This window comes from Neobacillus niacini, from assembly GCF_030817695.1.
GTDB classification, from domain to species: Bacteria; Bacillota; Bacilli; order Bacillales; family Cytobacillaceae; genus Neobacillus; species Neobacillus niacini_F.
Window position 1 is genome coordinate 402,501 of sequence record NZ_JAUSZQ010000002.1, and the last position, 25,698, is coordinate 428,198.

23 protein-coding genes are annotated in these 25,698 nt (G+C 38.4%); 15 read left to right on the forward strand and 8 right to left on the reverse strand.

The features are described 5' to 3' along the window. Positions 1-155 precede the first annotated feature (155 nt). From gyrA to dnaA, 7 genes are all read right to left on the reverse strand, one after another. On the reverse strand, positions 156-2,726 hold the full coding sequence (gene gyrA, locus QFZ28_RS02280; protein WP_307193150.1) for a DNA gyrase subunit A: 2,571 nt from the start codon (positions 2,724-2,726) through the stop codon (positions 156-158). Positions 2,727-2,876: 150 nt separating this feature from the next. After that, positions 2,877-4,799: a DNA topoisomerase (ATP-hydrolyzing) subunit B gene (gene gyrB / locus QFZ28_RS02285; RefSeq protein WP_307193151.1), complete on the reverse strand. Its 1,923-nt coding sequence runs from the start codon at positions 4,797-4,799 to the stop codon at positions 2,877-2,879. Positions 4,800-4,866: 67 nt separating this feature from the next. After that, on the reverse strand, positions 4,867-5,115 hold the full coding sequence (gene remB / locus QFZ28_RS02290; RefSeq protein WP_307193152.1) for an extracellular matrix regulator RemB: 249 nt from the start codon (positions 5,113-5,115) through the stop codon (positions 4,867-4,869). A 10-nt stretch (positions 5,116-5,125) separates the two neighbouring features. Then, complete coding sequence (gene recF / locus QFZ28_RS02295) at positions 5,126-6,244, reverse strand: DNA replication/repair protein RecF (RefSeq protein ID WP_307193153.1); 1,119 nt, start codon at positions 6,242-6,244, stop codon at positions 5,126-5,128. A gap of 17 nt (positions 6,245-6,261) precedes the next feature. Then, a complete protein-coding gene (gene yaaA, locus QFZ28_RS02300; protein WP_307193154.1) occupies positions 6,262-6,480 on the reverse strand; it encodes a S4 domain-containing protein YaaA in 219 nt (72 codons plus the stop codon). A 104-nt stretch (positions 6,481-6,584) separates the two neighbouring features. Next, positions 6,585-7,721: a DNA polymerase III subunit beta gene (gene dnaN, locus QFZ28_RS02305; RefSeq protein WP_307193155.1), complete on the reverse strand. Its 1,137-nt coding sequence runs from the start codon at positions 7,719-7,721 to the stop codon at positions 6,585-6,587. Positions 7,722-7,927: 206 nt separating this feature from the next. Beyond that, positions 7,928-9,274 (reverse strand): chromosomal replication initiator protein DnaA, encoded by a 1,347-nt coding sequence (gene dnaA / locus QFZ28_RS02310; RefSeq protein ID WP_307193156.1) that lies wholly within the window; start codon positions 9,272-9,274, stop codon positions 7,928-7,930. A gap of 707 nt (positions 9,275-9,981) precedes the next feature. Here dnaA and rpmH point away from each other — a divergent pair. From rpmH to QFZ28_RS02365, 11 genes are all read left to right on the forward strand, one after another. Further along, complete coding sequence (gene rpmH / locus QFZ28_RS02315) at positions 9,982-10,116, forward strand: 50S ribosomal protein L34 (protein ID WP_063255153.1); 135 nt, start codon at positions 9,982-9,984, stop codon at positions 10,114-10,116. A gap of 76 nt (positions 10,117-10,192) precedes the next feature. Further along, entirely contained in the window at positions 10,193-10,537 is a 345-nt protein-coding gene (rnpA, locus tag QFZ28_RS02320; protein WP_307193157.1) for a ribonuclease P protein component, read from the forward strand. Between the two features lie 153 nt (positions 10,538-10,690). Beyond that, positions 10,691-11,464, forward strand: a complete 774-nt coding sequence (gene spoIIIJ, locus QFZ28_RS02325) for a YidC family membrane integrase SpoIIIJ (protein WP_307193158.1) — start codon at positions 10,691-10,693, stop codon at positions 11,462-11,464. Then, on the forward strand, positions 11,461-12,081 hold the full coding sequence (gene jag, locus QFZ28_RS02330; RefSeq protein WP_307193159.1) for an RNA-binding cell elongation regulator Jag/EloR: 621 nt from the start codon (positions 11,461-11,463) through the stop codon (positions 12,079-12,081). The genes spoIIIJ and jag overlap by 4 nt, the downstream gene beginning before the upstream one ends. A gap of 290 nt (positions 12,082-12,371) precedes the next feature. Continuing rightward, positions 12,372-13,757 carry a tRNA uridine-5-carboxymethylaminomethyl(34) synthesis GTPase MnmE gene (mnmE, locus tag QFZ28_RS02335; RefSeq protein WP_307193160.1) on the forward strand — a complete coding sequence of 462 codons (1,386 nt, stop codon included), beginning with the start codon at positions 12,372-12,374 and terminating at the stop codon, positions 13,755-13,757. Positions 13,758-13,787: 30 nt separating this feature from the next. Beyond that, a complete protein-coding gene (mnmG, locus tag QFZ28_RS02340; protein ID WP_307193161.1) occupies positions 13,788-15,677 on the forward strand; it encodes a tRNA uridine-5-carboxymethylaminomethyl(34) synthesis enzyme MnmG in 1,890 nt (629 codons plus the stop codon). 27 nt (positions 15,678-15,704) lie between these two features. Continuing rightward, the gene (gene rsmG, locus QFZ28_RS02345; protein WP_307193162.1) at positions 15,705-16,421 is read left to right on the forward strand and encodes a 16S rRNA (guanine(527)-N(7))-methyltransferase RsmG; all 717 of its coding nucleotides are present in this window, start codon (positions 15,705-15,707) and stop codon (positions 16,419-16,421) included. A gap of 101 nt (positions 16,422-16,522) precedes the next feature. Further along, positions 16,523-17,419 (forward strand): nucleoid occlusion protein, encoded by an 897-nt coding sequence (gene noc, locus QFZ28_RS02350; RefSeq protein WP_307193163.1) that lies wholly within the window; start codon positions 16,523-16,525, stop codon positions 17,417-17,419. 272 nt (positions 17,420-17,691) lie between these two features. Continuing rightward, on the forward strand, positions 17,692-18,453 hold the full coding sequence (locus QFZ28_RS02355) for a ParA family protein (protein ID WP_179598976.1): 762 nt from the start codon (positions 17,692-17,694) through the stop codon (positions 18,451-18,453). Then, entirely contained in the window at positions 18,446-19,303 is an 858-nt protein-coding gene (locus QFZ28_RS02360; RefSeq protein ID WP_307193164.1) for a ParB/RepB/Spo0J family partition protein, read from the forward strand. Before QFZ28_RS02355 ends, QFZ28_RS02360 begins: the two co-directional genes overlap by 8 nt. Before the next feature lie 304 nt (positions 19,304-19,607). Beyond that, a complete protein-coding gene (locus tag QFZ28_RS02365; RefSeq protein ID WP_307193165.1) occupies positions 19,608-20,336 on the forward strand; it encodes a DUF554 domain-containing protein in 729 nt (242 codons plus the stop codon). Between the two features lie 53 nt (positions 20,337-20,389). Here the strand turns inward: QFZ28_RS02365 and yyaC are convergent, their stop codons facing one another. Next, a complete protein-coding gene (yyaC, locus tag QFZ28_RS02370; RefSeq protein WP_307193166.1) occupies positions 20,390-21,007 on the reverse strand; it encodes a spore protease YyaC in 618 nt (205 codons plus the stop codon). 188 nt (positions 21,008-21,195) lie between these two features. On the opposite strand from yyaC, the gene QFZ28_RS02375 reads away from it, so the two are divergent. From QFZ28_RS02375 to ychF, 4 genes are all read left to right on the forward strand, one after another. Beyond that, on the forward strand, positions 21,196-22,080 hold the full coding sequence (locus tag QFZ28_RS02375) for a mechanosensitive ion channel family protein (protein ID WP_307193167.1): 885 nt from the start codon (positions 21,196-21,198) through the stop codon (positions 22,078-22,080). 15 nt (positions 22,081-22,095) lie between these two features. Then, the gene (locus tag QFZ28_RS02380) at positions 22,096-22,293 is read left to right on the forward strand and encodes a DUF951 domain-containing protein (protein ID WP_045519309.1); all 198 of its coding nucleotides are present in this window, start codon (positions 22,096-22,098) and stop codon (positions 22,291-22,293) included. A gap of 69 nt (positions 22,294-22,362) precedes the next feature. Continuing rightward, entirely contained in the window at positions 22,363-24,360 is a 1,998-nt protein-coding gene (locus QFZ28_RS02385) for a molybdopterin-dependent oxidoreductase (protein WP_307193168.1), read from the forward strand. Between the two features lie 168 nt (positions 24,361-24,528). After that, entirely contained in the window at positions 24,529-25,629 is a 1,101-nt protein-coding gene (ychF, locus tag QFZ28_RS02390; RefSeq protein WP_307193169.1) for a redox-regulated ATPase YchF, read from the forward strand. The last annotated feature ends 69 nt before the right edge of the window (positions 25,630-25,698 follow it).

Below are 25,698 nucleotides of genomic sequence, written 5' to 3' on the forward strand. Positions count from 1 at the left end.
ATCTATTCTCATACCTACACAAAAACCGATACGGAGAGGGCGGAAATGGTTTGAGTAAAATTCTTATTCGAATCCGAAGAATTAGCAATTAAAAGCAAAAATTAGCAAGGGTATATACCCTTGCTAATTAATTTTGGTGTCCCATAGAATTCTGCCTATTCTTCAGTAGTAGTATCAGAATCTTTGCCTTCAGAATCTAACCCGATTTCTGAATTGTCTTCTATTGTTCCACCTATGACTTCTGCTCCTTCTGTTCCTTCAGTATCATCTGATTCAGTTTCTTCTGAAACCTCTTCTTTTTCGACTTTAGCAACAGTTGCTACATAGTCATGTTCGTCGCCTTTAATACTAATTAATTTAACACCTTGAGTGTTTCGCCCCATGGTTGAAATGCCAGCTACATCGATACGAATGAGGACACCGCCTGTAGTAATCAGCATTAAGTCTTCTTCACCGTTTACAGCCCTAACAGAAACTAATGGGCCATTCTTTTCAGTAACATGACAAGTTTTAATACCTTTACCGCCTCGGCCTTGGATACGGTACTCCTCTGCTGGTGTACGCTTTCCATACCCATTCTTAGTGACGATAAGGACGCTGCTATTTTCCTCAAGTACTTCCATACCAACTACCTCATCATCAGCGTCTAAGGTAATCCCTTTTACACCAGTTGCCGTTCTGCCCATAGAGCGAACGTCAGTTTCAGGGAAACGGATTAGCATTCCTTTTTTGGTACCAATGATCATATGCTTTGTTCCGTCGGTTAATCGAACTGAAATCAGTTCATCACCTTCACGGAGATTTAAGGCAATAAGACCATTATTACGAATATGTGCAAATGAAGTTAATGGAGAACGCTTAGAAATACCTTCTTTTGTCGTAAAGAATAGGAACCAGTCATCGACAAATTCCTCAATTGGAATAATCGCATTTACCCATTCCCCTTTTTCAATTCCAAGAAGATTAATGATTGGCAGTCCTTTCGCCGTGCGGCTGAATTCAGGAATTTCATAACCCTTAGAACGGTAGACCTTCCCTTTATTAGTAAAGAAGAGAATCGTATCATGGGTAGATGTCGTGATCAAATGCTCGACAAAGTCATCCTCATTGGTACCCATCCCTTGTATACCGCGTCCGCCTCTTTTTTGCGCGCGATACGTTGAAACAGGGAGACGTTTAATATAGCCATTATGTGTTAAAGTAATAACTACATTTTCACGTGGAATGAGATCTTCATCTTCGATATTTTCAATTCCGCCTGTTACGATTTCCGTACGGCGCGTATCATTAAATCGCTCTTTGATCTCAGTTAATTCTTCACGAATGATTTCAAGAACCTTTTCTTCGTCAGCTAAAATTGCTTTTAATTCAGCAATAAGCTTTACTAAGCTTTGATATTCTTCCTCAATTTTCTCCCTCTCTAAACCGGTTAAACGCTGTAAGCGCATATCAAGGATTGCTTGTGCTTGTTTATCAGAAAGGTTAAATTGCGTCATTAAACCCTCGCGCGCAATATCTGTTGTCTGCGAACTTCTAATTAAGCTTATGACGGCATCCAGATTATCCAAAGCAATTCTTAAACCATCCAAAATATGAGCTCGTGCTTCCGCTTTACGCAGCTCAAATTCTGTTCTTCTGCGAATAACGACTATTTGATGGTCTAAATAATGGACTAAGCATTGTTTTAGATTTAATACCTTTGGATGTCCATTTACAAGGGCTAGGGTATTGATACCAAAGCTTGTTTGAAGTGATGTTTGTTTATATAAGTTATTTAAAAGGACATTCGCATTTGCGTCTTTCCGAACCTCAATAACAATTCGCATTCCATTACGGTCAGACTCATCCCGTAAATCGGTAATGCCTTCTATCTTTTTATCACGATGTAATTCCGCTATTCTTTCAACCAATTTCGCTTTGTTTACTTGGTATGGTAATTCATTAACAATGATAACTTCTTTACCATTTGATTTTTGTTCAATTTCCACTTTTCCCCGTATGGTTATTGATCCTCTTCCTGTTTCATAGGCCTTACGAATACCGCTTCGGCCAATTATGATCCCTCCGGTTGGAAAGTCCGGACCAGGAATGATTTCCATTAACTCTTGAATGGTGATTTCTGGATCACGAGTAACGGCTAATACACCATCAATAACTTCACCAAGCTGGTGTGGAGCAATATTAGTAGCCATACCAACAGCAATACCCATAGAACCATTAACTAATAGGTTAGGGAATCTTGCAGGCAGAACAGAAGGCTCCCTTTCCTCACCATCATAGTTATCCTGGAAATCAATCGTATCTTTGTTAATATCTCTTAGTAATTCCATAGAAATTTTGGACATTCTAGACTCTGTATAACGCATGGCTGCTGCTGAATCGCCATCTACTGATCCAAAGTTTCCATGTCCGTCAACAAGCATATAACGATAGTTAAAATCCTGCGCCATCCGTACCATTGTTTCATATACGGCAGAATCACCATGCGGGTGATATTTACCGATTACATCCCCAACGATACGAGCTGATTTTTTGTAAGGTTTATCCGCATGTATTCCAAGATCATGCATGGCGTATAGAATACGGCGATGAACTGGTTTTAAACCATCCCGAACATCTGGAAGGGCACGAGAAACAATAACACTCATTGCATAGTCAAGAAACGATGTCTTCATTTCCTGACTGATATTAATATCTTTCACTTGAGAATTCGGTGTTTCGGCCATTTTAGTACCTCCTATTTTGGCGACAATCTGCCTTTAATCATCATCCGCCGAGATCAAGATAAACGAAAAAAGGAGGATAGTGGTCACCCCTCTATCCCTTTTTGAATAGCGGAAGCGCCCCAAGCCTCCAGGCGCTATAGCTAGACAAATCTATATATCTAAATTCTTTACGTATTGGGCATTTGCTTCAATGAAGTTACGGCGCGGCTCTACCTTGTCGCCCATTAACATTTCAAATGTTTCATCAGCTTCAATCGCATCCTCTAGACTTACTTGAAGCATGGTTCGATTAGCTGGATCCATTGTTGTTTCCCATAATTGTTCAGGATTCATTTCTCCTAAACCTTTATAACGCTGGATATTAGGCTTAGGCTGACTTGGGAGCTCGGCGAATATTTTTTCCAGCTCTTTGTCATCATAAGCATACCTAATCTTTTTACCTTGCTGAACTTTATATAATGGCGGCTGTGCAATATATACATAGCCAGCTTCTAATATTTTACGAATATAACGATAAAAGAAAGTCAACAACAGCGTTCGAATATGTGCTCCATCAACGTCCGCATCCGTCATAATGACTATTTTATGGTATCTAGCTTTAGCAATATCAAAATCTTCTCCAATACCTGTTCCAATGGCAGTAATCATGGACCGAACTTCATTATTTGAGAGAATTCGATCTAAACGAGCTTTCTCAACATTGAGGATTTTCCCTCTCAATGGCAGAATCGCCTGGAAATGGCGGTCACGGCCTTGTTTGGCAGAACCGCCTGCCGAGTCACCCTCAACAATGTACAGTTCACTGATAGAAGGGTCTTTTGAAGAACAGTCAGCTAATTTCCCAGGTAAACTAGAAACCTCTAAAGCACTCTTACGGCGTGTCAGTTCTCTAGCTTTCTTCGCCGCAAGTCTTGCTCTGGCAGCCATTAATCCTTTTTCAACGATTTTTTTAGCTACTTGTGGATTTTCCAGTAAGAATTTTTCAAAATGACTTGAAAATAATGAATCCGTTATTGTTCTTACTTCAGAGTTTCCAAGCTTCGTTTTTGTTTGCCCTTCGAATTGCGGGTCTGGATGCTTAATTGAAACAATTGCAGTTAAGCCCTCACGAACATCTTCACCGGACAAATTGGTGTCATTTTCTTTAATCAAACCGCTTTTTCTTGCATAATCGTTAATAACACGTGTTAATCCTGTTTTAAATCCAGATTCATGCGTACCGCCCTCATAGGTGTGGATGTTATTCGCAAAGGAATAAATGCTGTCCGTATACCCCTCATTGTATTGAAGAGCAACTTCAACGCTAATACCATCGCGTTCTCCCTCAATATAAATTGGTTCATCATGAATAACCTCTTTTGTGCGGTTTAAATGTTCTACATATGATTTAATTCCGCCTTCGTAGTAATATTCATTCTGTTTATTTTCCACACGGTTATCTTTAATGGTAATTTTAATTCCACGATTCAAGAATGCCAGTTCACGCAGACGGGTTGCTAGAATATCATACTCATATTCCAATGTTTCAGTAAAAATTTCGCCATCTGGTTTAAAGTGGGTAATCGTACCAGTTTTATCTGTTGTTCCAACAACCTCTAATTCTTGAACGACAGCTCCACGTTCAAACTTAATGGAGTAAATATTACCGTCTCGGTGTACAAAAACCTCTAGGTTAGTGGAGAGGGCATTAACGACCGAAGCACCTACACCATGCAGACCACCAGAGACTTTATATCCGCCTCCGCCAAATTTACCGCCGGCATGAAGAACAGTCATGATAACTTCGACTGCAGGTCTGCCCATTTTTTCTTGAATTCCTACTGGTATACCACGTCCATTATCTTTAACCGTTATACTGTTATCTTCTTCAATAATGACATTGATTTCGTCACAATAACCTGCCAATGCCTCATCAATACTGTTATCTACAATTTCCCAAACAAGATGATGGAGACCTTTTCCACTCGTTGAACCAATGTACATACCAGGTCTTTTTCTAACAGCCTCTAGACCTTCAAGAACCTGTATTTGATCCGCACCATATTCTTGTTCCTGGACTACTTTTTGTTCCATTGTCATATCATTCACCCCGCACTTTCATTCAAAAAATCTCTATTAACCTAAGTGAAAAATAAAAATATCAAAATTCCTGCATTTCCTTATAATTTGAACGTTTTTTTAATGTTCCAGAAGAAATTGGGGATAAATAAACCTTGTCGTATGTAATGACGACAGATTTAAAGGGGTTTTTCGAAAGGTTAACAAGCTTTTCCTTATGCTGTTCTAAGAACTCTTCGACTAAATGTGATGAATTTACGCACCCTTTATCAAGAATGGCGATAATATCTTTCGCCCTGATATTTAAATCTTCCCCGACATGAATATACACACTTCCCACCTCAATTAACTTTATTGATAACACCAGTCTCTACTTCAAAAGTTGAAGCCTCTTTTAATGTTTGATGGTGAATTCCGTCCACACTTGTTGTGGTAACAAATGTTTGGACCTTCCCTTGGATGGTATTAAGCAAGTGTGACTGACGATAATCATCTAATTCTGATAAAACATCATCAAGGAGTAAGATGGGATATTCGCGAATTTCTGAATGAATTAATTCAATTTCGGCAAGCTTAACAGAAAGTGCCGTTGTTCTTTGCTGACCTTGTGAGCCAAATGTCGAAACATCCCGATCGTTTACAAAAAACAACAAATCATCACGATGTGGTCCGAATAATGTTGTACCACGTTCTATTTCCCTTATTCTAACTTTACTAAATTTTTCCTCAAAGCTTGCTTTCATTTTCGACAAATCTTGGTCTTCTAATACATCAACCGATGGTTTATAGACAATTTCCAATGATTCCAGCCCTCTAGAGATACCTTTATGAATAGGCTTAGCCCAATTTTCAAGCAAATGGAGAAACTCAAACCTTTTTAAAACAATTTTCACAGCCATATCAATAAACTGTTCGGTCAGGATTTCAAGCATGGTTTGATCAGTCTGCTTTTTTATTTGCATCATTTTTAAAAAATGATTGCGCTGTTGAAGTATTTTTTGATATTGACTCATATCATGTAAATAAATGGGCGAAACCTGCCCAATTTCCATATCAATAAACCGCCTTCTTACCTGCGGGCTGCCTTTTACCAAATTTAAATCTTCCGGTGCGAACATGACCACATTCATGTTCCCGACATATTGGCTTAATTTCTGCTGCTCAATATGGTTACATTTAGCCTTTTTCCCTTTTTTGGAAATAATTAATTGCAACGGCAAAGAGCTGTGTTGTTTTTGAACCCTGCCCTCTATTTTAGCATACTCCTGGTCCCAGCGAATAAGTTCTTTATCATTTGATGTTCGATGAGACTTGGCCATTGCTAAAACATAGATAGATTCCATCACATTTGTTTTACCCTGAGCATTTTCCCCCAGAATCACATTGACCTTATTTTCAAATTCAACCGATAGGCTTTGATAATTTCGATAATCTCTTAATGCTAATTGTTCAATATACATGAAAACGACACAACCCTTTAGTTACTCGTAATCAAAAACTCCCCAAAGCCAGGAATTTGAATTTTATCTCCTGCTCGAAGCTTTCTACCTCTTCTTTGATCTTGTTCGCCATTTATAAAAATATCGTTTTCACTTAAAAACCATTTTGCCATTCCACCAGATTGGATGACGTCGGCAACTTTAAGAAATTGGCCTAACGTAATAAACTCAGTATTTATCATTATTTCTTCAGGCATTGTTTATCACTCATTTCTAAAAATGGTCTCAATACTTTATTTTACTAAAAAATAAAAAATAAAGAAAGTCACCAAAAAACATGGTGACTATTAGAGCGGAATTCCTAGTAAGTTCTCACAGGTAAAATAAGCTGTAATGTAGTTTCATCATGCAGCGGTTTAATAACAAACGGGCGCATTGCTCCAGTAAAACTAACTCTTATATCCGTACCCTCAAGTGCTTTTAAGGCATCCATCATATATTTAGCACTAAAAGATATCTTTAATTCTTCTCCGTCGATTGATTGACTTTGAATTTCTTCAACGACTTTACCTACTTCAGGTGTGTTAGAGGAAATTTCAATTACGCCGCCATCAATGGTTGAAAGTTTGACAACATTATTTCTACCTTCACGAGCAAGAAGGGAAGCACGATCAATGGCATGGAGGAAATCCTTTGTATTCACAATAATATCCGTCTTACTTTCACTTGGAATTAGTCTAGAAGTGTCAGGATAATTTCCTTCTAACAACCTAGAGAAAAACAATAAATGTTTCGCTTTAAATAAAATTTGGTTTTCAGTGATAACGATATCTATTAATTCGTTGGAATCGTCTATGATTTTACTTAATTCATTCAAACTCTTACCTGGAATGACGACATTGTAACTTTCGTTATTTTCAATTTCTATTTTTGCTTTTCTTAATGCCAGTCGATGGCTATCTGTTGCAATACAGTTTAGTTCGCCATTTTCAATCTTCCAGTTTACACCTGTCAAGATGGGACGTGTTTCTGAGGTGGATACAGCAAAAAAGGTTTGGCGAATCATCATTTTTAGGAGATCCGTTGCAATATGAAATTTATTATTTTCCTCTATTTGGGGCAGGTGAGGGTACTCCTCTGCATCAAGGCCGTTTAAATTAAATTCAGATTTCCCAGAGCGAATTACGGTTTGTAAAGATCCTAGTACCTCAATCTCAACTGAATCTGTAGGTAATTTTTTTACAATTTCACTAAAAAACTTTGCTTGAAGGACGATAGAACCAGTTTGTTTGATTTCAACAATTTCATCTCCGTTTTCTTCACTTGGGATGAAAGATTCAATTGAAATATCGGAATCACTTCCTGTTAAGGTTACTCCCTCGCTGCTAGCTGTTATTTTGATCCCGGTTAAAATGGGGATGGTTGTTCTCGAAGTGACAGCCTTCATAACATCTTGGACACTTTGAACAAGACGGTCCCGTTGGATGATAAATCTCATTTCATAATCCTCCTGGCAATTTTTTATTCTAAGTACGCATAATGAAATTTTTAGAACATATAATAATAAGTTTTTTAAATAAAAAACAGTAGAAGTACTAGTAGGGCCTGTTAGTATGTGGATAACTTAATTTACGCAATGGAAACACAGTCTATCCACATGTGGACAGACTGTGCATAAACTAGTCCGAGTTATTCACAGTTACCTTAAACTTTCAACAGTTCATTTAGTTCTTTCATTTGCCTTTGCAGCTGAAGATCAGATTGTAAAAGCTTTGAAATCTTTTCGTGAGCATGAATGACAGTGGTATGATCACGTCCTCCAAACTCTTCTCCTATCTTTGGCAAAGAATAATCCGTTAATTCCCGTGATAAATACATCGCAATTTGTCTGGGAAAGGCTACAGATTTTGTTCGTTTTTTCGCTTTAAAATCCTCAAGTTTCACACCAAATTGCTCACCGACGGTTTTCTGGATATCAAGTATGGTAATTACTTTTGGCTTTGAGCTTGGGATGATATCCTTTAATGCTTCTGAAGCTAAATCAGCGTTAATATCTTTATTGATTAAGGAAGAATAGGCGACTACGCGGATTAATGCTCCCTCAAGCTCTCTAATATTTGTATCAATTTGATTAGCAATATAGAGCATAACCTCGTTTGGTATATCTAATCCTTCTGCCTTAGCTTTTTTTCGAAGAATCGCTATTCTTGTTTCTAGGTCTGGAGGTGTAATATCCGTAATTAATCCCCATTCAAACCTTGAACGGAGGCGGTCCTCAAGTGTTGGAATTTCCCTAGGCGGACGGTCACTTGAGATGACGATTTGTTTGCTTTCTTCATGAAGAGTATTAAAAGTATGAAAAAATTCCTCTTGCGTTGATTCTTTTCCAGCTAAGAACTGAATATCATCAATTAGTAACACATCAACGTTTCGATACTTATTGCGGAATTCGACAGCCTTATTGTCACGAATAGAATTAATAAATTCGTTCGTGAACTTCTCTGAAGACAAATAAACTACCTTAGCGTTTGGTTTATGTTCTAAAACATAATGGCCAATCGCATGCATTAAGTGTGTTTTCCCTAAACCAACGCCCCCATAAATAAATAAGGGATTGTAAGCTTTGGCTGGTGCTTCAGCTACAGCAAGGGAAGCTGCATGTGCGAACCGATTGCCTGAACCAATAACAAACGTATCAAACAGATACTTTGGATTTAGAATATTTTGCGGAAAATCGTGTTGATCATCCTCTTTTTTTGCCCTTTTAGGGGGCACTAGCAAGTCTGGGTCTTCCTCTTTTTGATTTTGCGGAATAATGAACTTAACAGATAGCTCTTCTCCAGTAATTTCATACAGGATGCCAGCAATTAACTGGGAGTAGCGCTCCTCGAGCCAATCACGTGCAAATTCATTAGGAGCAGTAATCACAAGTAGATTGCCTTGAAGGGAATGGGCCTTTGTGGACTTCAGCCAGGTGTCAAAACTAGGCTTGCTAATCTTCTTTTCAATATTGGCTAAAGCAGCATTCCAAAGATCCGCAATATTTTCCAACGGTTGTCCCTCCTTTTTTTATCTATCTATTCATTCAAATGCATTTGCAGGTTCGTTTCTGTCTAAACTCCATATATATAGATATTTTTTCACAAAGAGTTGTGAAGTATCCTTGACTCGCAACCACATAACAAATGGGCAAAAGTTCCGTGAAAAAACAACGTTATACAAGCCGTACAACCTACTAATTTATAAATATACGAAACAATGGTTGTGGAAAAACATATTATAGGAAATAAAGTGGAGTTTCGACAATATCCACGGCTTGTGGACAAGTTTCTGCAGTATGCTAGAATAACTTGTCCACACCTTATCCACAATTTGTGGATAACATATTTTTAAGACGAAGTTATTCAGAGTGAAAACACAAATATAATATCAGATAAAAGACAGGTGCGCAATGTCTTTTCGCTGTTTATCCACAACTGTAACAAGATGTGGTTAAAACTTGTCCACAAGTAGTGGGTCCTGTGCAAAAACTGTCAATATCTTGTGAAACGACGAAAAAAAAGTCGAAAAAAATATCCACAGGTAATTTTTAAAAAGGAAGATTGCATTAAAAACCTTTGGCGAATGAAAATGGATCTTGGCGTAAAAATTTTTGGAACCGGGGAACAATATTTTAAGGGCGGTTGACAATATAGAGGTCACTCTTTATAATAAATTAGACTGTCTTTAACAGCTATTCCTCAGGGAGGTGTCATATAATGAAAAGAACGTATCAACCAAATAAACGTAAACATAGTAAAGTTCACGGTTTCCGTAGTCGTATGAGCAGTGCAAACGGACGTAAAGTTCTAGCACGTCGTCGTCAAAAAGGAAGAAAAGTATTATCAGCTTAGGCCACTGAAACATCAGTGGTCTTTTTTCTAATAAAATCTTTCTAATGGAAAAGTTTTGTGATGGAAGGTGTTTTCTATGAAGAAAGAATTACGGGTAAAGAAGAATAAAGAATTTCAAGAGGCATTTCAAAAGGGGAAATCTTTTGCTAATCGGCAATTTGTTGTCTATAGTCTGAAGAAAGAAGATCAGGAAGATTTTCGAATTGGTCTTTCTGTCAGCAAAAAGATAGGAAATGCGGTCACTAGAAATCAAATAAAAAGATACATAAGACAAGCTATTTTTGAACTATCAGATCAAATTGTTCCAGGCAACGACTACGTAATTATTGCTAGAAAACCTGCTGCGGATATGGACTTTTTTGAAGTGAAAAAAAGTTTAACTCATGTCTTTAAGGTTGGTAAGGTATTCAAAAGAAGATAGATTGTCAAAATAATGTTGTATTCGTAATAAAATTAAGAAGCAAATTAATCTAAAAGATGGTAAAATACCTATGAAATATTCCCAGTATCTATATTTTAATAAAAGGTATTCATACCTAAATAATATATATATTGTTCAAGGAGGAAAATTCGGTTGAAAAAACGAATATTACTTTTGCTTGGTTTCGTTTCTGTATTTTTGTTTTTAACAGGATGTACAGAAATTAATAAGCCAATAAGTGCCGAAAGTACAGGGTTTTGGAACGAGTACATTGTTTATCCGCTTTCCTGGGTCATTGTGAAAGGTGCAGAATTACTTGGCGGAAGCTTTGGATTATCACTAATTGTCGTTACGATACTGATTCGATTAGCGATATTGCCGCTAATGATTAAGCAGACAAGAAGTTCGAAAGCAATGCAGGCGCTGCAGCCAGAAATGAAGGCGCTTCGAGAAAAATACAGCTCTAAGGATCAGAAGACACAACAGAAATTACAGCAAGAAACAATGGCACTTTTTCAAAAGCACGGAGTCAATCCGATGGCAGGTTGTTTCCCATTAATCGTACAAATGCCTATCTTAATTGGATTTTACCACGCGATTTCAAGAACAAGAGAAATTGCGGATCATAGCTTCCTATGGTTTGATCTAGGAGATAAGGATCCATTCTATCTTCTTCCGATTATTGCAGGTATCACCACGTTTATTCAGCAAAAAATGATGATGGCCGGACAAGAGCATAATCCGCAAATGGCGATGATGCTTTGGATGATGCCGATTATGATTGTCATTTTTGCCTTTAGTTTCCCAGCAGCCCTTTCCTTGTATTGGGTAGTAGGTAATATCTTTATGATCGTACAAACCTATTTCATTAAAGGGCCGGACTTGAAAAAAGTGCAAGAATCCGGTAAAGCGGGTGAAAAAAAGTGAAACAAGTAACTGCTACCGGACAAACAGTCGAAGAAGCAGTGGAATCAGCTTTAGCTCAGTTAAATACAACAAAAGACCGCGCAGATGTAGCAATAATTGATGAAGGCAAAAAGGGAATTTTCGGGATATTTGGTTCGCGTCCTGCTGTCGTTAAGGTTACGGTCATCATTGATCCAATTGAAGAGGCTAAGAAATTTCTGCTTCAGGTTAGTGAACAAATGGGAGCTCCTATCGAGATTGAAATTAAACGTGATGGAAAACAAGTTCTATTTGTTATGACTGGTGAAAAGATTGCTCTTTTAATTGGAAAAAGAGGACAAACGTTAAATTCGCTGCAATACTTAACACAGCTAATCATTAATCGTTTTTCTAATCAGTTCTTAACGGTTATTTTGGATGCGGAGGATTACCGGAATCGAAGAAATGATACGCTGATTCAACTAGCCCATCGTCTTGCCCTTAAAGCTGTAAAAACTGGCAAGGATGTTGCGTTGGAGCCAATGCCTTCTTACGAGCGTAAAGTCATTCACACAGCTTTATCCGATAATAAACGAGTGAAAACTTTTTCCGATGGTTCAGATCCACATAGACATATCGTTATTTCACCGGTTAAATAATATGAGTTAAAGACATCCTTTTCGAGGATGTCTTTTTTTGCGGTTTTTCTAAATTTACATCTAAAAAGTACGTGTTTATAACAATTATATGAAATCTCTTGTTTTATTGTTATTCACATGTGGATAAGTTAAAATAATAGGTAGACATTTTTCAGGTTGTGGATAAATCAACCCTGGGAGTTCTTGTTTTTCAGAGAAGACCTGATGTGGTATTCTAATAATTTGGAGTCAAAATACTTCGTTTTTATATGTTTTTATATAGATTAATTTTATAAAGAGTGGTGAAAGTAATGGAATTCGATACGATAGCTGCCATATCGACACCGATGGGTGAGGGAGCAATTGCAATTGTACGGTTGAGCGGTGATGATTCCATTAAAATTGCGGATCAAATTTTTCGAAGCATCGGCGGTAAAAGGTTAACAGAGGTTCCAACACATACAATCCATTATGGTCATCTAATTGACCCCAAGAATGAGCAAGTAATTGAAGAAGTAATGGTATCGGTTATGAAAGGACCAAAAACTTTTACGAAAGAGGATGTAGTTGAAATAAATTGTCACGGTGGGATTGTTTCTGTTAATCGAGTATTGCAGCATGTACTGGCCTATAGAGCTAGACTTGCAGAACCAGGCGAATTTACAAAACGGGCGTTTTTAAATGGCCGGATTGATTTATCTCAAGCAGAAGCAGTAATGGATTTAATCAGAGCTAAAACAGATCGAGCGATGAATGTGGCCTTGGGCCAAATGGAAGGCCGGTTATCCAAGTTAATTAGGGGCTTGCGCCAGGAAATTTTAGAAATACTCGCGCATGTCGAAGTAAATATAGATTATCCTGAATACGACGATGTGGAAGAAATGACACATAATATGTTGTTAGATAAAGCCATCTATGTTCGAGATGAGTTAAAAAAACTCCTGCAAACCTCTCAGCAAGGAAAAATACTGCGTGAAGGTCTATCAACAGTTATTGTTGGCCGCCCAAACGTTGGAAAATCATCGTTATTAAATAGTCTTGTTCATGAAAATAAAGCAATTGTCACCGATATTCCTGGGACAACACGTGATGTGATTGAGGAGTATGTCAATGTACGCGGTGTACCGCTTAGACTATTAGATACTGCGGGTATAAGAGAGACGGAAGATATTGTTGAACGTATTGGCGTAGAAAAGTCTAGACAGGTTTTAAAAGAAGCGGATTTAATATTGTTAGTGCTAAATTACGGTGATCAATTTACAAAAGAGGATGAAAATCTGTTTGAAGCTGTTAAGGGAATGGATGTTATTGTCATCGTCAATAAGACAGACCTTCCGCAGCAAATTGATATGGAACGTGTAAAGGAGCTTGCAACAGAGCATAAAATCGTGACGACTTCATTATTGGAGGATCGCGGTGTTGATGAGCTTGAAGAGGCGATATCCTCCTTATTTTTTGCAGGCTCAATTGAGACGGGCGATATGACCTATTTATCGAACACCCGCCATATTGCTTTGATTGGGCAAAGTTTGCACACAATAGAAGAAGCCATTAATGGAGTTGAGATGGGAACTCCAATTGATATCGTCCAAATAGATGTGACAAGAACATGGGAATTGCTTGGGGAAGTCATCGGTGATAGTGTACACGAAAGTTTAATTGATCAGTTATTTTCACAGTTCTGTCTAGGAAAGTAATAGAAGTACTATAGAAAGAGGAGGAAAGAGATGTCATACGAAGCAGGTAATTTTGACGTTGTCGTCATTGGCGCTGGTCATGCCGGCTGTGAGGCGGGCCTTGCGGCGGCACGTATGGGCGCTAAAACATTAATGATTACCATTAACCTCGATATGGTTGCCTTTATGCCATGTAATCCATCCATTGGCGGACCAGCAAAAGGAATTGTTGTCCGGGAAATAGATGCACTTGGCGGCGAGATGGGAAGAAATATCGATAAAACATATATTCAAATGAGAATGTTGAATACGGGGAAGGGTCCGGCAGTGCGTGCCTTGCGTGCCCAAGCAGATAAAGTAGACTACCAGTACGAGATGAAAAGAACAATTGAAGAAACACCAAACCTAACACTCCTTCAAGGAATGGTTGAAAGACTAATCGTTGAGGACGGAGTCTGTGTTGGGGTTATTACAAAAACAGGTGCGATTTACCGTGCCAAAACTGTTGTAATCACGACTGGTACCTATCTTCGCGGAGAAATTATCCTTGGAGAATTGAAATATTCAAGTGGTCCAAATAACCAACAGCCATCGATTAAGTTATCAGAGCATTTAGAGGAACTTGGATTTGAATTAGTTCGTTTTAAGACAGGAACTCCGCCACGTGTTAATAGTCATACGATCGATTACAGTAAAACGGAGATTCAGCCTGGGGATGAAGTTCCAAGAGCGTTCTCATACGAAACAACTAAGTATATTACTGACCAGCTTCCTTGCTGGTTAACCTATACCAATGAGCAAACACATTCGTTGATTGACCAAAACCTTCATCGTTCACCGATGTATTCTGGAATGATAAAAGGAACGGGTCCGCGTTATTGTCCATCGATTGAAGATAAAGTGGTTCGTTTTAACGATAAGCCGCGCCACCAAATTTTCCTTGAGCCTGAAGGCAGAAAAACGCAAGAGGTATATGTACAGGGCTTGTCAACAAGTTTACCTGAAGATGTTCAGCAGCAAATCCTCAAAACCATTCCAGGTTTAGAGAATGTGCAAATGATGAGATCTGGATATGCGATTGAGTATGATGCGATTGACCCAACTCAGCTTTGGCCGACACTTGAAACAAAGGTGGTAAAGAACCTCTTTACTGCTGGTCAAATTAATGGAACTTCCGGGTATGAAGAAGCAGCGGGACAAGGGATTATCGCAGGAATTAATGCGGGACTTAGTGCGCTGGGAAAAGAGCCCTTAATCCTAAGTCGTTCAGATGCCTATATTGGTGTGTTGATAGATGATTTAATTACAAAAGGTACAAATGAACCGTATCGTCTGCTGACTTCTAGAGCAGAATATCGTCTTCTTTTACGCCATGATAATGCAGACCTGCGATTAACGGATATTGGTTATTCCATTGGTCTTATACAGGAAGAACGTTATCAAAGGTTTTTGGCTAAAAAAGCAGCGGTTGAGGCAGAAAAGGAAAGACTTTCATCTATTAGAATAAAACCTTCAACAGAAGTTCAGGAGCTTATTCGAAGCACTGGCGGAAGTGAGCTAAAGGATGGAATCCTTGCCTCTGATTTATTGAAGCGGCCTGAAATGACCTATGAACATATCGGACGTTTAGCACCAAGCGATGTGGAATTAGACCAAGATATAAAAGAGCAGGTTGAAATTCAAGTTAAATATGAAGGCTATATTGAAAAGTCACTTCAGCAAGTTGAACGCTTAAAGAAAATGGAAAATAAGAAAATCCCAGAGAATATTGATTACGATGCAATATCGAGTCTTGCAACAGAAGCAAAGCAAAAGTTAAAACAAATCAAACCCTTATCACTTGCCCAAGCTTCTAGAATCTCTGGTGTAAATCCATCCGATATATCGATTCTTCTTGTGTATTTGGAACAAGGTAAAGTGTCTAGAACAAGCAATTTATAATTTTTACAAAAAGAGGAAGTTTTGCTGATGAACATCGAACAATTCAAAGCTATGCTTCTTGAGAAGGGGATCGCCCTTAGCGATAAGCAGCTAGAGCAATTTGACCAATACTTTCACACCTTAGTGGAGTGGAATGAAAAAATGAACTTAACTGCCATTACCGATCAAGAAGATGTCTACTTAAAACATTTCTATGATTCCATATCTGCAGCTTTTTACTTTGATTTCACGCAGCCCCACCATCTTTGTGATGTAGGAGCAGGTGCAGGATTTCCAAGTATTCCTTTAAAAATTGCTTTTCCTCATTTAGAGGTAACCATCGTGGATTCATTAAATAAACGTATTTCCTTTTTAAATCATTTAGCAAATGTATTAAAATTGGAAAAGGTTCATTTCATTCATGACCGTGCAGAGACCTTCGGTGTGAATCCAGCTCACCGCGAGTCGTATGACCTCGTAACAGCAAGGGCAGTGGCAAGAATGTCTGTACTTAGCGAGCTTTGCCTTCCTCTTGTTAAAGTAGGAGGACATTTTATTGCCATGAAAGCTGCACATGCAAATGATGAGTTAACCGTCGGTCAGAAGGCGATTACCACTCTCGGGGGAAAATTAGAACAAATGCATACTTTCACTTTACCTATGGAAGAAAGTGAAAGAAATATTCTTGTGATTAAAAAGGAAAAACAAACGCCGAAAAAATATCCGCGAAAACCAGGGACACCTGGTAAAATGCCAATTGAATAATGAAGGATATTTTTGTAATAAATAAAACTGCAGGTTTGGCAGGAAGAAAACAGTATTATAGAGAATAAGTAATAGGGAGTTTCGTAAAGGTGGTGTTGGGGATGAAGAATTCGTTTTCACGCTTTTTTGGCCTCGGCGAAAAGGGAGATCAAAAGGTTGAGTTAGAAAAAGAGCTTGAAAAAGAGCTAGAAAAAGAGCTAGAACAAGAACTAGATGTTTCCAAAAATGAAGAAATTAAAAAGATTCCGATTGAAAGTATTGTTCCTAACCGTTTTCAGCCTCGAACCGTATTCGACGATGAAAAAATAGAGGAGTTATCACGAACAATCCATACACACGGAATCATTCAGCCAATTGTGGTCCGACAGTTTGATGGAAATTATGAAATTATTGCTGGTGAGCGCCGCTGGCGTGCGATGAAGAAGTTGGGCTGGGATGAAGCACCAGCAATTATAAAAAATTATTCTGATACTGAAACGGCTTCTGTGGCATTAATTGAAAATTTACAACGGGAAGAGCTGTCTCCAATTGAAGAGGCTATTGCCTATGGTAAGCTGCTTGAGCTGCATAACTTAACACAAGAAGCACTAGCGCAGCGTCTTGGAAAAGGTCAATCGACAGTTGCCAATAAGCTCCGGCTTCTAAAGCTGCCTCAGCCTATTCAAGAATCCTTGTTAAATAAAGAAATAACAGAACGGCATGCCCGTGCACTTATTCCACTTAAAAATCCAGAGAAACAAGTTTTGCTTCTACAAGACATTATTGATAAAAATCTTAATGTTAAGCAGACAGAAGATCGAGTGACCAGGCTGCTAGAAGAAAAGAATCAAAAACCAAAACCTAAAAGAAAAGCATTCAGCAAAGATATGAGAATTGCTGTAAACACGATAAGGCAATCATTAACCATGGTGTCTGATAACGGAATCAACCTCGACTCACAAGAAGAAGAGTTTGAAGAGTACTATCAATTTACAATAAAAATTCCAAAGAAAAAATAAAATATTCACAAAATGGAACCAGACTATTAAGCAGTTTGGTTTTTATTTTTGTACATTTCGAACTAGGGTTATGCTTGAACTGTAAAATAATGGCAATAATTACTTTGATTCGTCATGAATATTTTATGAAAAAAAAGAACAATAAATCAGATTCATGTTAAAATAAATAGCATGGAAATTTTACTTTACTAGTTCGCCTGCTAGATTGACAGGTTAACTAGTTTATTTAACTAGACTTTTTGTATCTTATTTGAAACAAGGTAGGTGACATCGTGGGCAAAACTATTGCAATCGCGAATCAAAAAGGCGGAGTTGGTAAGACAACTACCTCTGTCAATCTAGGCGCCTGCTTAGCATACATTGGGAAAAAGGTTTTATTAGTAGACATTGATCCACAAGGGAATGCTACGAGCGGAATTGGTATTGAAAAGGCAGATGTAGCACAGTGTATATACGATGTTTTAGTAGACGATGTGGAAGCAAAGGATGTTATTAAACCAACATCTGTTGAAAATTTATACGCGATTCCAGCTACTATACAGCTTGCTGGGGCGGAGATTGAACTCGTTCCTACTATCTCAAGGGAAGTCCGATTAAAGCGTGCACTTGAAGAAGTGAAGGACCAATTTGATTATATTATTATCGATTGCCCGCCTTCATTAGGGTTGTTAACGCTAAACTCCTTAACAGCTTCTGACTCTGTGTTAATCCCTGTTCAGTGTGAATATTATGCTCTCGAAGGTTTAAGTCAGTTATTAAATACTGTTAGGCTAGTACAAAAACACTTAAACCAAGACTTGAAAATAGAAGGCGTGTTATTAACGATGCTGGACGCCCGAACGAATTTAGGCATTCAAGTAATCGAAGAAGTGAAGAAGTATTTTCAAGATAAAGTATATAAAACCATTATTCCAAGAAATGTACGTCTAAGTGAGGCTCCAAGTCATGGCGAACCAATTATTACGTATGATTCAAAATCACGCGGGGCAGAAGTTTATTTAGATCTAGCAAAGGAAGTGGTCTCAAATGGCTAAAGGTCTAGGAAAAAAAGGCATAAATGCATTTTTTACAAATATCGAAGCCGGTAAGGAAGAGACTGTCCAAGAAATAAGTTTAAAAGAATTGCGTCCAAATCCTTACCAGCCAAGGAAAACCTTCCAACAAGAGGCCATTGATGAATTAAAAGAATCCATTTTAGAGCATGGAATTCTTCAGCCGCTTGTTGTTCGGAAAAGCATTAAAGGGTATGAAATTGTTGTAGGTGAAAGACGTTTCCGAGCAGCAAAAGAAGCAAAACTTGCATCTGTACCAGCTGTTGTAAGAGAGTTAACCGAACAGCAAATGATGGAATTAGCGGTTTTAGAAAACTTGCAGCGTGAAGATTTGAACCCAATTGAAGAAGGTCAAGCCTATCAAACGTTAATGGAAAAGTTAAAGTTCACACAAGAAGAAGTAGCAAAACGTTTAGGGAAAAGCCGTCCGCATGTTGCGAACCATATCCGACTGCTGTCTCTGCCTCCCAAGATTCAAGAGCTGATTTCAGATGGAAAAATCTCGATGGGCCATGGCCGCGCACTTTTGGGATTACGTCAAAAGGCAAAGCTTCCAGCGTTAGTAGATAAGATTATCCAGGAATCATTGAATGTTCGCCAATTAGAAAAAATCATTCAAAATCTTAATGAAAATGTTCCACGTGAAACAAAAAAGCCTGAAAAGAAAAAAGATGTGTTTATCCAGGAACGGGAACACTCCCTTCGCGAACGGTTTGGAACGACAGTAAACATTAAGCAGACGAAAAATAAAGGCAAAATAGAAATTGAATTTTTCTCAAAAGAGGATTTAGAACGTATTCTAGAAATGCTGGGGAAAGAAGAAACACTTTAAACCATCACCGGATGGTTTATTTTTTTTCAACAGGCTGTGTTAATGAAGACTGTTGATTTTAGAACCTGTTGATTGGAGCGGAAGGCGCTCGACTCCTGCGGGATGAACGAGCTGAGTGAGACCCCGCAGGTCGGTACGACCGAGGAGGCTCACGGGCGAGCCCGCGGAAAGCGTAGCGCCTGGAGCGCAAATCAACAGCCCAGTGTAACACAGCCATATAAAAAAATAACTTTCCAACTCTAGTAAAAAGTGATAGTTTAATACTATTATAAATTTCGAGATTCGAAGAATAGGTGAATAGCAGATGTTTTTATTAGGGACACTTGTAAACGGGTTATTAATTATTATCGGTACGCTAATTGGTAAACTTTTAAACCGAATTCCTGAAAGCATGAAAACAACAGTCATGTATGCAATAGGTTTATCAGTAATTGTTTTAGGGTTACAGATGGGGTTGAAAAGCGAGAATTTTCTTATTGTAATTATTAGCTTAGTTATGGGGGCTGTTTTTGGAGAGCTCATGCAATTGGAAGAAAAGCTGAATCAACTTGGTCTTTGGCTGGAAAAGAAAATCGGTTCAAGCAAGATTGGTTCAACAGGAAAAGGTAGTATTGCAGAAGGTTTCGTTACGGCTACATTAATCTTTGTGATTGGGGCTATGGCCATTATTGGAGCACTTGATAGTGGGATCCGTGGTGATCACGATGTCTTGTATACAAAAGGGCTCATTGATGGTTTCACGTCGATTATATTAACAACAACCCTTGGAGTCGGCGTTATTTTTTCTGCTATTCCGGTCATGCTCTATCAAGGGTTGATTGCTTTATTCGCTACCCAAATTAACACCTTTATACCCCAGGTGTTGATGGATCAATTCATTGTTGAAATGACCGCGACAGGCGGCGTCATGATTTTTGCTATTGGTCTCAATCTAACCGGATTAGTAAAAATAAAGGTGGCCAACCTCCTCCCTGCTATTGTTATGACAGGATTTATCGTAACAGTTCTCTATTTATATCGTTTATTTTTGTAAAATTTTACAATTCACAAGTGAAAAGAGCAACTAGGCTGATCCCGGTTGCTCTTTTAGTTGGTCTTTTTTTGCTCCTCTTGAATTAATTCCTGCAGCCTTCCTTTGGAATGGAGAATGCTTGCATGATATATTCCATTTGCAATCGTTTTTGCCATTTTCATTACCAGATTTAACCGGGTATTTTGTAAAACAAAAAACTCCATAAATCCACTCACGTTGACAATCCCTGTTATGTGGATATCACCGACTGCTGGAAGTTCTTTGTTTACACCTGCTCCAGGTTTAACAGGTCCATTACCTACCTGAATTACCCCAACATTCTTCATTCGTCCTAAACAGGCATCGATACCAATAATGTAGGGGTCGTGATGTTTTAATGTTATTTCTCTTAGCCGTTCGCCCAAATTGACTGCATGAATAGGCTCATCTAACGTACCATACACATGAAAAGAAGAAACGTCCTTCTCCTCTAAAAGTGATCCAACAAGTGGTCCTAATGAATCTCCGGTTGAGCGGTCTGTTCCGATGCAAACAAATACGATTGGACGATTGCGTGCCTGTGGCAGGAACTTCAGTAATTCCATGGCTAAATTTTCAACAGCTTGAAAATCATCATGGAGTATCCGTCCAGTATTGGCCCTCCTATCAAAGAAACTAGGTTTTAGATTCATAAGTACACCCCTTAATTGTGACCATTGGCTTTTTCCTTTTAACATTATACGGAAAATTTTGAAAATCTATACGTAGGTTGACAAAGATATTCCAGTTGAAAAAGGGAATAAATCACAATACTATAAACTACAAAGGAAACTTGATAAAATAAGAATGATTCAATAGTGTGAGAGGAAAGGATGTTCAAATGACTTCTACAGAAAGAATTATTCAGAGATTTATTGATAAATTCCAAAATGAAGATACATGGCTGGCTATTGGGGAAGGTTTTCTAAAAATTATAGCGATTATGATTGTGGCTAAAATCTTAATCAAGCTGGGAAGTATGGCTATAGATAATGTTTTCAAGCTAAGAACTCGTTCGCCCCTTAAGACTTCAGAACGAAGAGAAGAAACATTAGCAAAGCTTCTCGATAATGTTCTTACATATGTTGTTTATTTTATTGCTTTTATGATGATACTCTCTGTTTTAACGATTGATGTAAAAGCATTAATTGCTGGTGCAGGGGTTGTTGGCCTTGCCGTTGGTTTTGGAGCACAGAGTCTTGTAAAAGACGTCATTACAGGTTTTTTTATCATTTTTGAAGATCAATTTTCAGTCGGAGACCATGTTCGAATCGATCAATTTGAAGGAACCGTACAAGCCATTGGTTTACGGACAACCAAGTTAAAAAGCTGGACAGGGGAAGTTCACATTTTGCCGAATGGGAGTATCATCCAGGTCACGAATTTCTCTTTAAATAACAGCCTTGCAATCATTGATATATCAGTTGCTTATGAAGAAGATATTGAAAAAACACAAAAGATTATCAGGGACTTACTTGAAAAAATGCCTGAACAATACGAAGAACTAACAAAGGCTCCTGAGCTTTTAGGCGTTCAAACCTTAGGACCATCAGAGGTTGTATTGCGTATCGTTGCAGAAACACTGCCAATGAAGCATGCGGCTGTTTCAAGGGATATAAAGAGAGATATCAAACAATGTTTAGATGAGCATGGAATTGAAATTCCATATCCACGCATGGTCATGTACTCAAAGAATACTGGAAATATCAATGAACCTAGTGTTTAAAAGGAGAGGTATTCAATGGAAGAAAAAGAATTTGGGTTAAATGATGTCGTTGAAATGAAAAAGCAGCATCCATGCGGGACCAATCGCTGGAAAATTATTCGTATGGGAATGGACATTCGAATCAAATGTGAAGGCTGCGAACATAGTGTAATGATTCCAAGACGTGAATTCTCAAGGAAAATGAAGAAAATATTGGTGAAGCATGAACAGTAGTTTATGCTTCTTTTTTTTGGTTAACTGTATTATTCTAGTTAAAAAGTAGAGATTGTTGGGGGTGGAGTAGTGGCAAGTATTGTGAAATCGGCATGTCCGTTGAATTGCTGGGACAGCTGTGGTTTTCATGTAACGGTAGAGAACGATAAAGTAATAAAAGTTGAAGGTGACCCTTCCCACCCCATTACCAAGGGGAAAATTTGCGGCAGAGGCAGAATGCTCGAAACAAGGACCAACTCACCTCAACGGATTCTATATCCATTGAAAAAGGTGAACGGAGAATTCAAGCAAATTTCATGGAACCAGGCTCTTGATGAAATTGCCCTTGAGTTGAAGGAAATTAAAGAACAATACGGTTCTACGGCTGTTCTCCATAGCCATGACTATGCAAACAACGGGTTACTAAAAAGCCTGGATCAGCGATTTTTTAATGCTTATGGCGGTGTAACACAACTTTATGGCTCACTCTGCTGGGGTGCCGGAATTGAGGCACAGAAGTGGGATTTTGGCGATGCTTATGGTCATGAACCAGAGGATGTTCTAAAAAGTAAAAACATTATCATCTGGGGAAGAAATGTAGCGCGCACGAACATGCATTTTTATGAAAAGCTCCTAGAAGCAAAAAAAAATGGTGCGAAGATATATGTGATTGACCCACTATATAATGCAACAGCGAAAATAGCTGATGAATATATATCCGTAAAACCTGGAATGGATGGTTTGCTTGCTGCAGGGATTATAAAGGAAATTCTTCATTTAGGACTTGAAGATCGTGAATTTATAGACCAATATTCTTATGGCTTCGAGGATTTAGAGAAACTGATTGAAGGTATTTCTTTAGAAAAAATTAGTGAAATGACGGAAGTGTCAGCAGAGATGAATCAGCAATTAGCAAAAGTCTTTGCTGATAAACCTACTTCTACTTTTATGGGACTTGGCCTGCAGCGGTATAAAAATGGCGGAAATACGATCCGTATGATTGATGCACTTGCAGCGGTGAGCGGAAATATTGGAATACCTGGCGGTGGCGCTAATTATGCCAACCTGCAAGTGGGTCAAAGTTTTGATATTGCCAATTTAACGCTGAGCGAACGCAGGAGCAGTCATAGACAGTTTTCAATTATGAAGCAGGCGGAGGAAGTACTTTCTGCCATTGATCCAGAAATAAAAATGATTGTGGTTACCTGTGGGAATCCGTTAACACAGGTCCCGGATTCATCAATTGTAGAAAAGGCATTTTCATCTGTTTCGAAACTGGTTGTGATTGAGCAATTTTTGACAGATACCGCTCGATTAGCAGATTATATTCTGCCGACCACCACTTCTTTTGAGGAAGAGGATCTTTATTATTCTTCTATGTACCATCATTATGTTAACTATGGACCGAAGTTGGTTTCAGCCCCTGGAGAAGCTAAGTCGGATTTATGGATTTGGACACAGCTAGCTGAGAGACTTGGATTTGGTGAAGTTTTTCAGTTTTCAAGAGATGAGTGGCTGGAAATGTCTTTACAATCATTATCTGCAAAAGGAATAACACTGGATCAACTGAAGGAAAACCATAACGTAGAATTGCCAGTGAAACGAGTACCATGGGAGGATTTCAAGTTTAAAACGCCATCTGGAAAATATGAATTTACAGCCTTAAACAAAGGTGCCGAGTGGCAGCTTAAATTAGCTTTACCGGAAGAATCAAAATGGAATAATCCCTCCCTTGCTGAGAAATTCCCATATAATCTATTAACGATTCATCCACTAAGGTCAAACCACTCGCAAAACTATCATCTTTTTCCAAAAGAACCTCAGCTAAAGATTGAGGTTGCCGAAAATATAGCGGATGAACACGGCCTGATGGACGGCGATTTGGTACGAGTTTGGAATAATCGCGGAGAAGTTAAAGGATATCTTTCCATTCTTCAAAAAGCACATCCTAACACGATTAATATCGATGAAGGAATTTGGAAAAGGTTTGGCGGTTCAGTTAATAACCTAACCTCAAGTGGGGAATCCGATAATGGTCTAGGCAGTACCTTGTACGATTGTCTGGTGAATATAGAAAAAATCAACTAACTGGTGTCGAGGGCACCAGTTTTTGTTGTAATCTAGTTCCTGATCAAGGCGTCTCACTTTTTGTTGTTCTTGTCTTTTTAATAACTAATGCCTATAATTGTGAGAGGCTTTTTAATAATTTTGGACATTATTTTTATAAATAGATATATATCTTGAGGAGTGAAATAAATGGCATTAACAGCTGGAATCGTAGGTTTGCCGAATGTTGGTAAGTCTACACTATTTAATGCAATTACACAGGCTGGGGCTGAATCAGCAAACTACCCTTTCTGTACGATTGACCCGAACGTAGGAATAGTAGAAGTACCTGACCACCGTTTAACAAAATTAACGGAACTTGTTCAACCGAAAAAAACAGTTCCCACAGCTTTTGAATTTACTGACATTGCAGGGATCGTAAAAGGTGCAAGTAAAGGTGAAGGATTAGGAAACAAATTCTTATCACATATTCGTCAAGTAGACGCAATTTGCCAGGTTGTCCGCTGTTTTGCAGACGAAAATATTACCCACGTATCAGGAAAAGTGGATCCTATTTCCGATATCGAGGTTATTAACTTAGAGTTAATTCTTGCAGACATGGAGTCTGTTGAAAAAAGAATTAGCCGCGTTGAAAAATTAGCCAAGCAAAAAGATAAAGACGCAGCAGCTGAGTTTGAAGTACTCTCCATGCTTCGTGACGCTTTTGAAGCTGAAAAGCCAGCACGTACGGTTGAATTTACGGAAGAACAAATGAAAATCGCTAAAATGCTTCACCTTTTAACAATTAAGCCTGTTTTATATGTGGCAAACGTTGGTGAGGATGATGTTGCAGATCCATCAGGCAACGAATATGTTCAAAAAGTACGCGAATTTGCAGCAGCAGATAATGCTGAAGTAATTGTAGTTTGTGCAAAGATTGAGGAAGAAATTGCTGAGCTGGAAGGCGAAGAAAAGCAAATGTTCCTTGAAGAGCTCGGTATTGAGGAATCTGGACTTGACCAGTTAATTCGCGCAGCTTATAACCTGCTTGGATTAGCTACTTACTTTACTGCAGGTGTTCAGGAAGTTCGTGCGTGGACGTTTAGACACGGCATGAAAGCTCCACAATGTGCGGGTATCATTCACTCAGATTTCGAACGCGGATTTATTCGTGCTGAAACAGTCTCATATGATGACTTATTAGCTGCAGGAAGTTATAATGCCGCTAAGGAAGCTGGAAAAGTCCGTTTAGAAGGAAAAGAGTATTTAGTAAAAGACGGAGATGTTATTCACTTCCGTTTTAATGTATAAAATGTCTAGCCTTGCGTCTGCAAGGCTTTTTATATGGACAGACTTTTAAGGGCAATATCTAGAAATGGT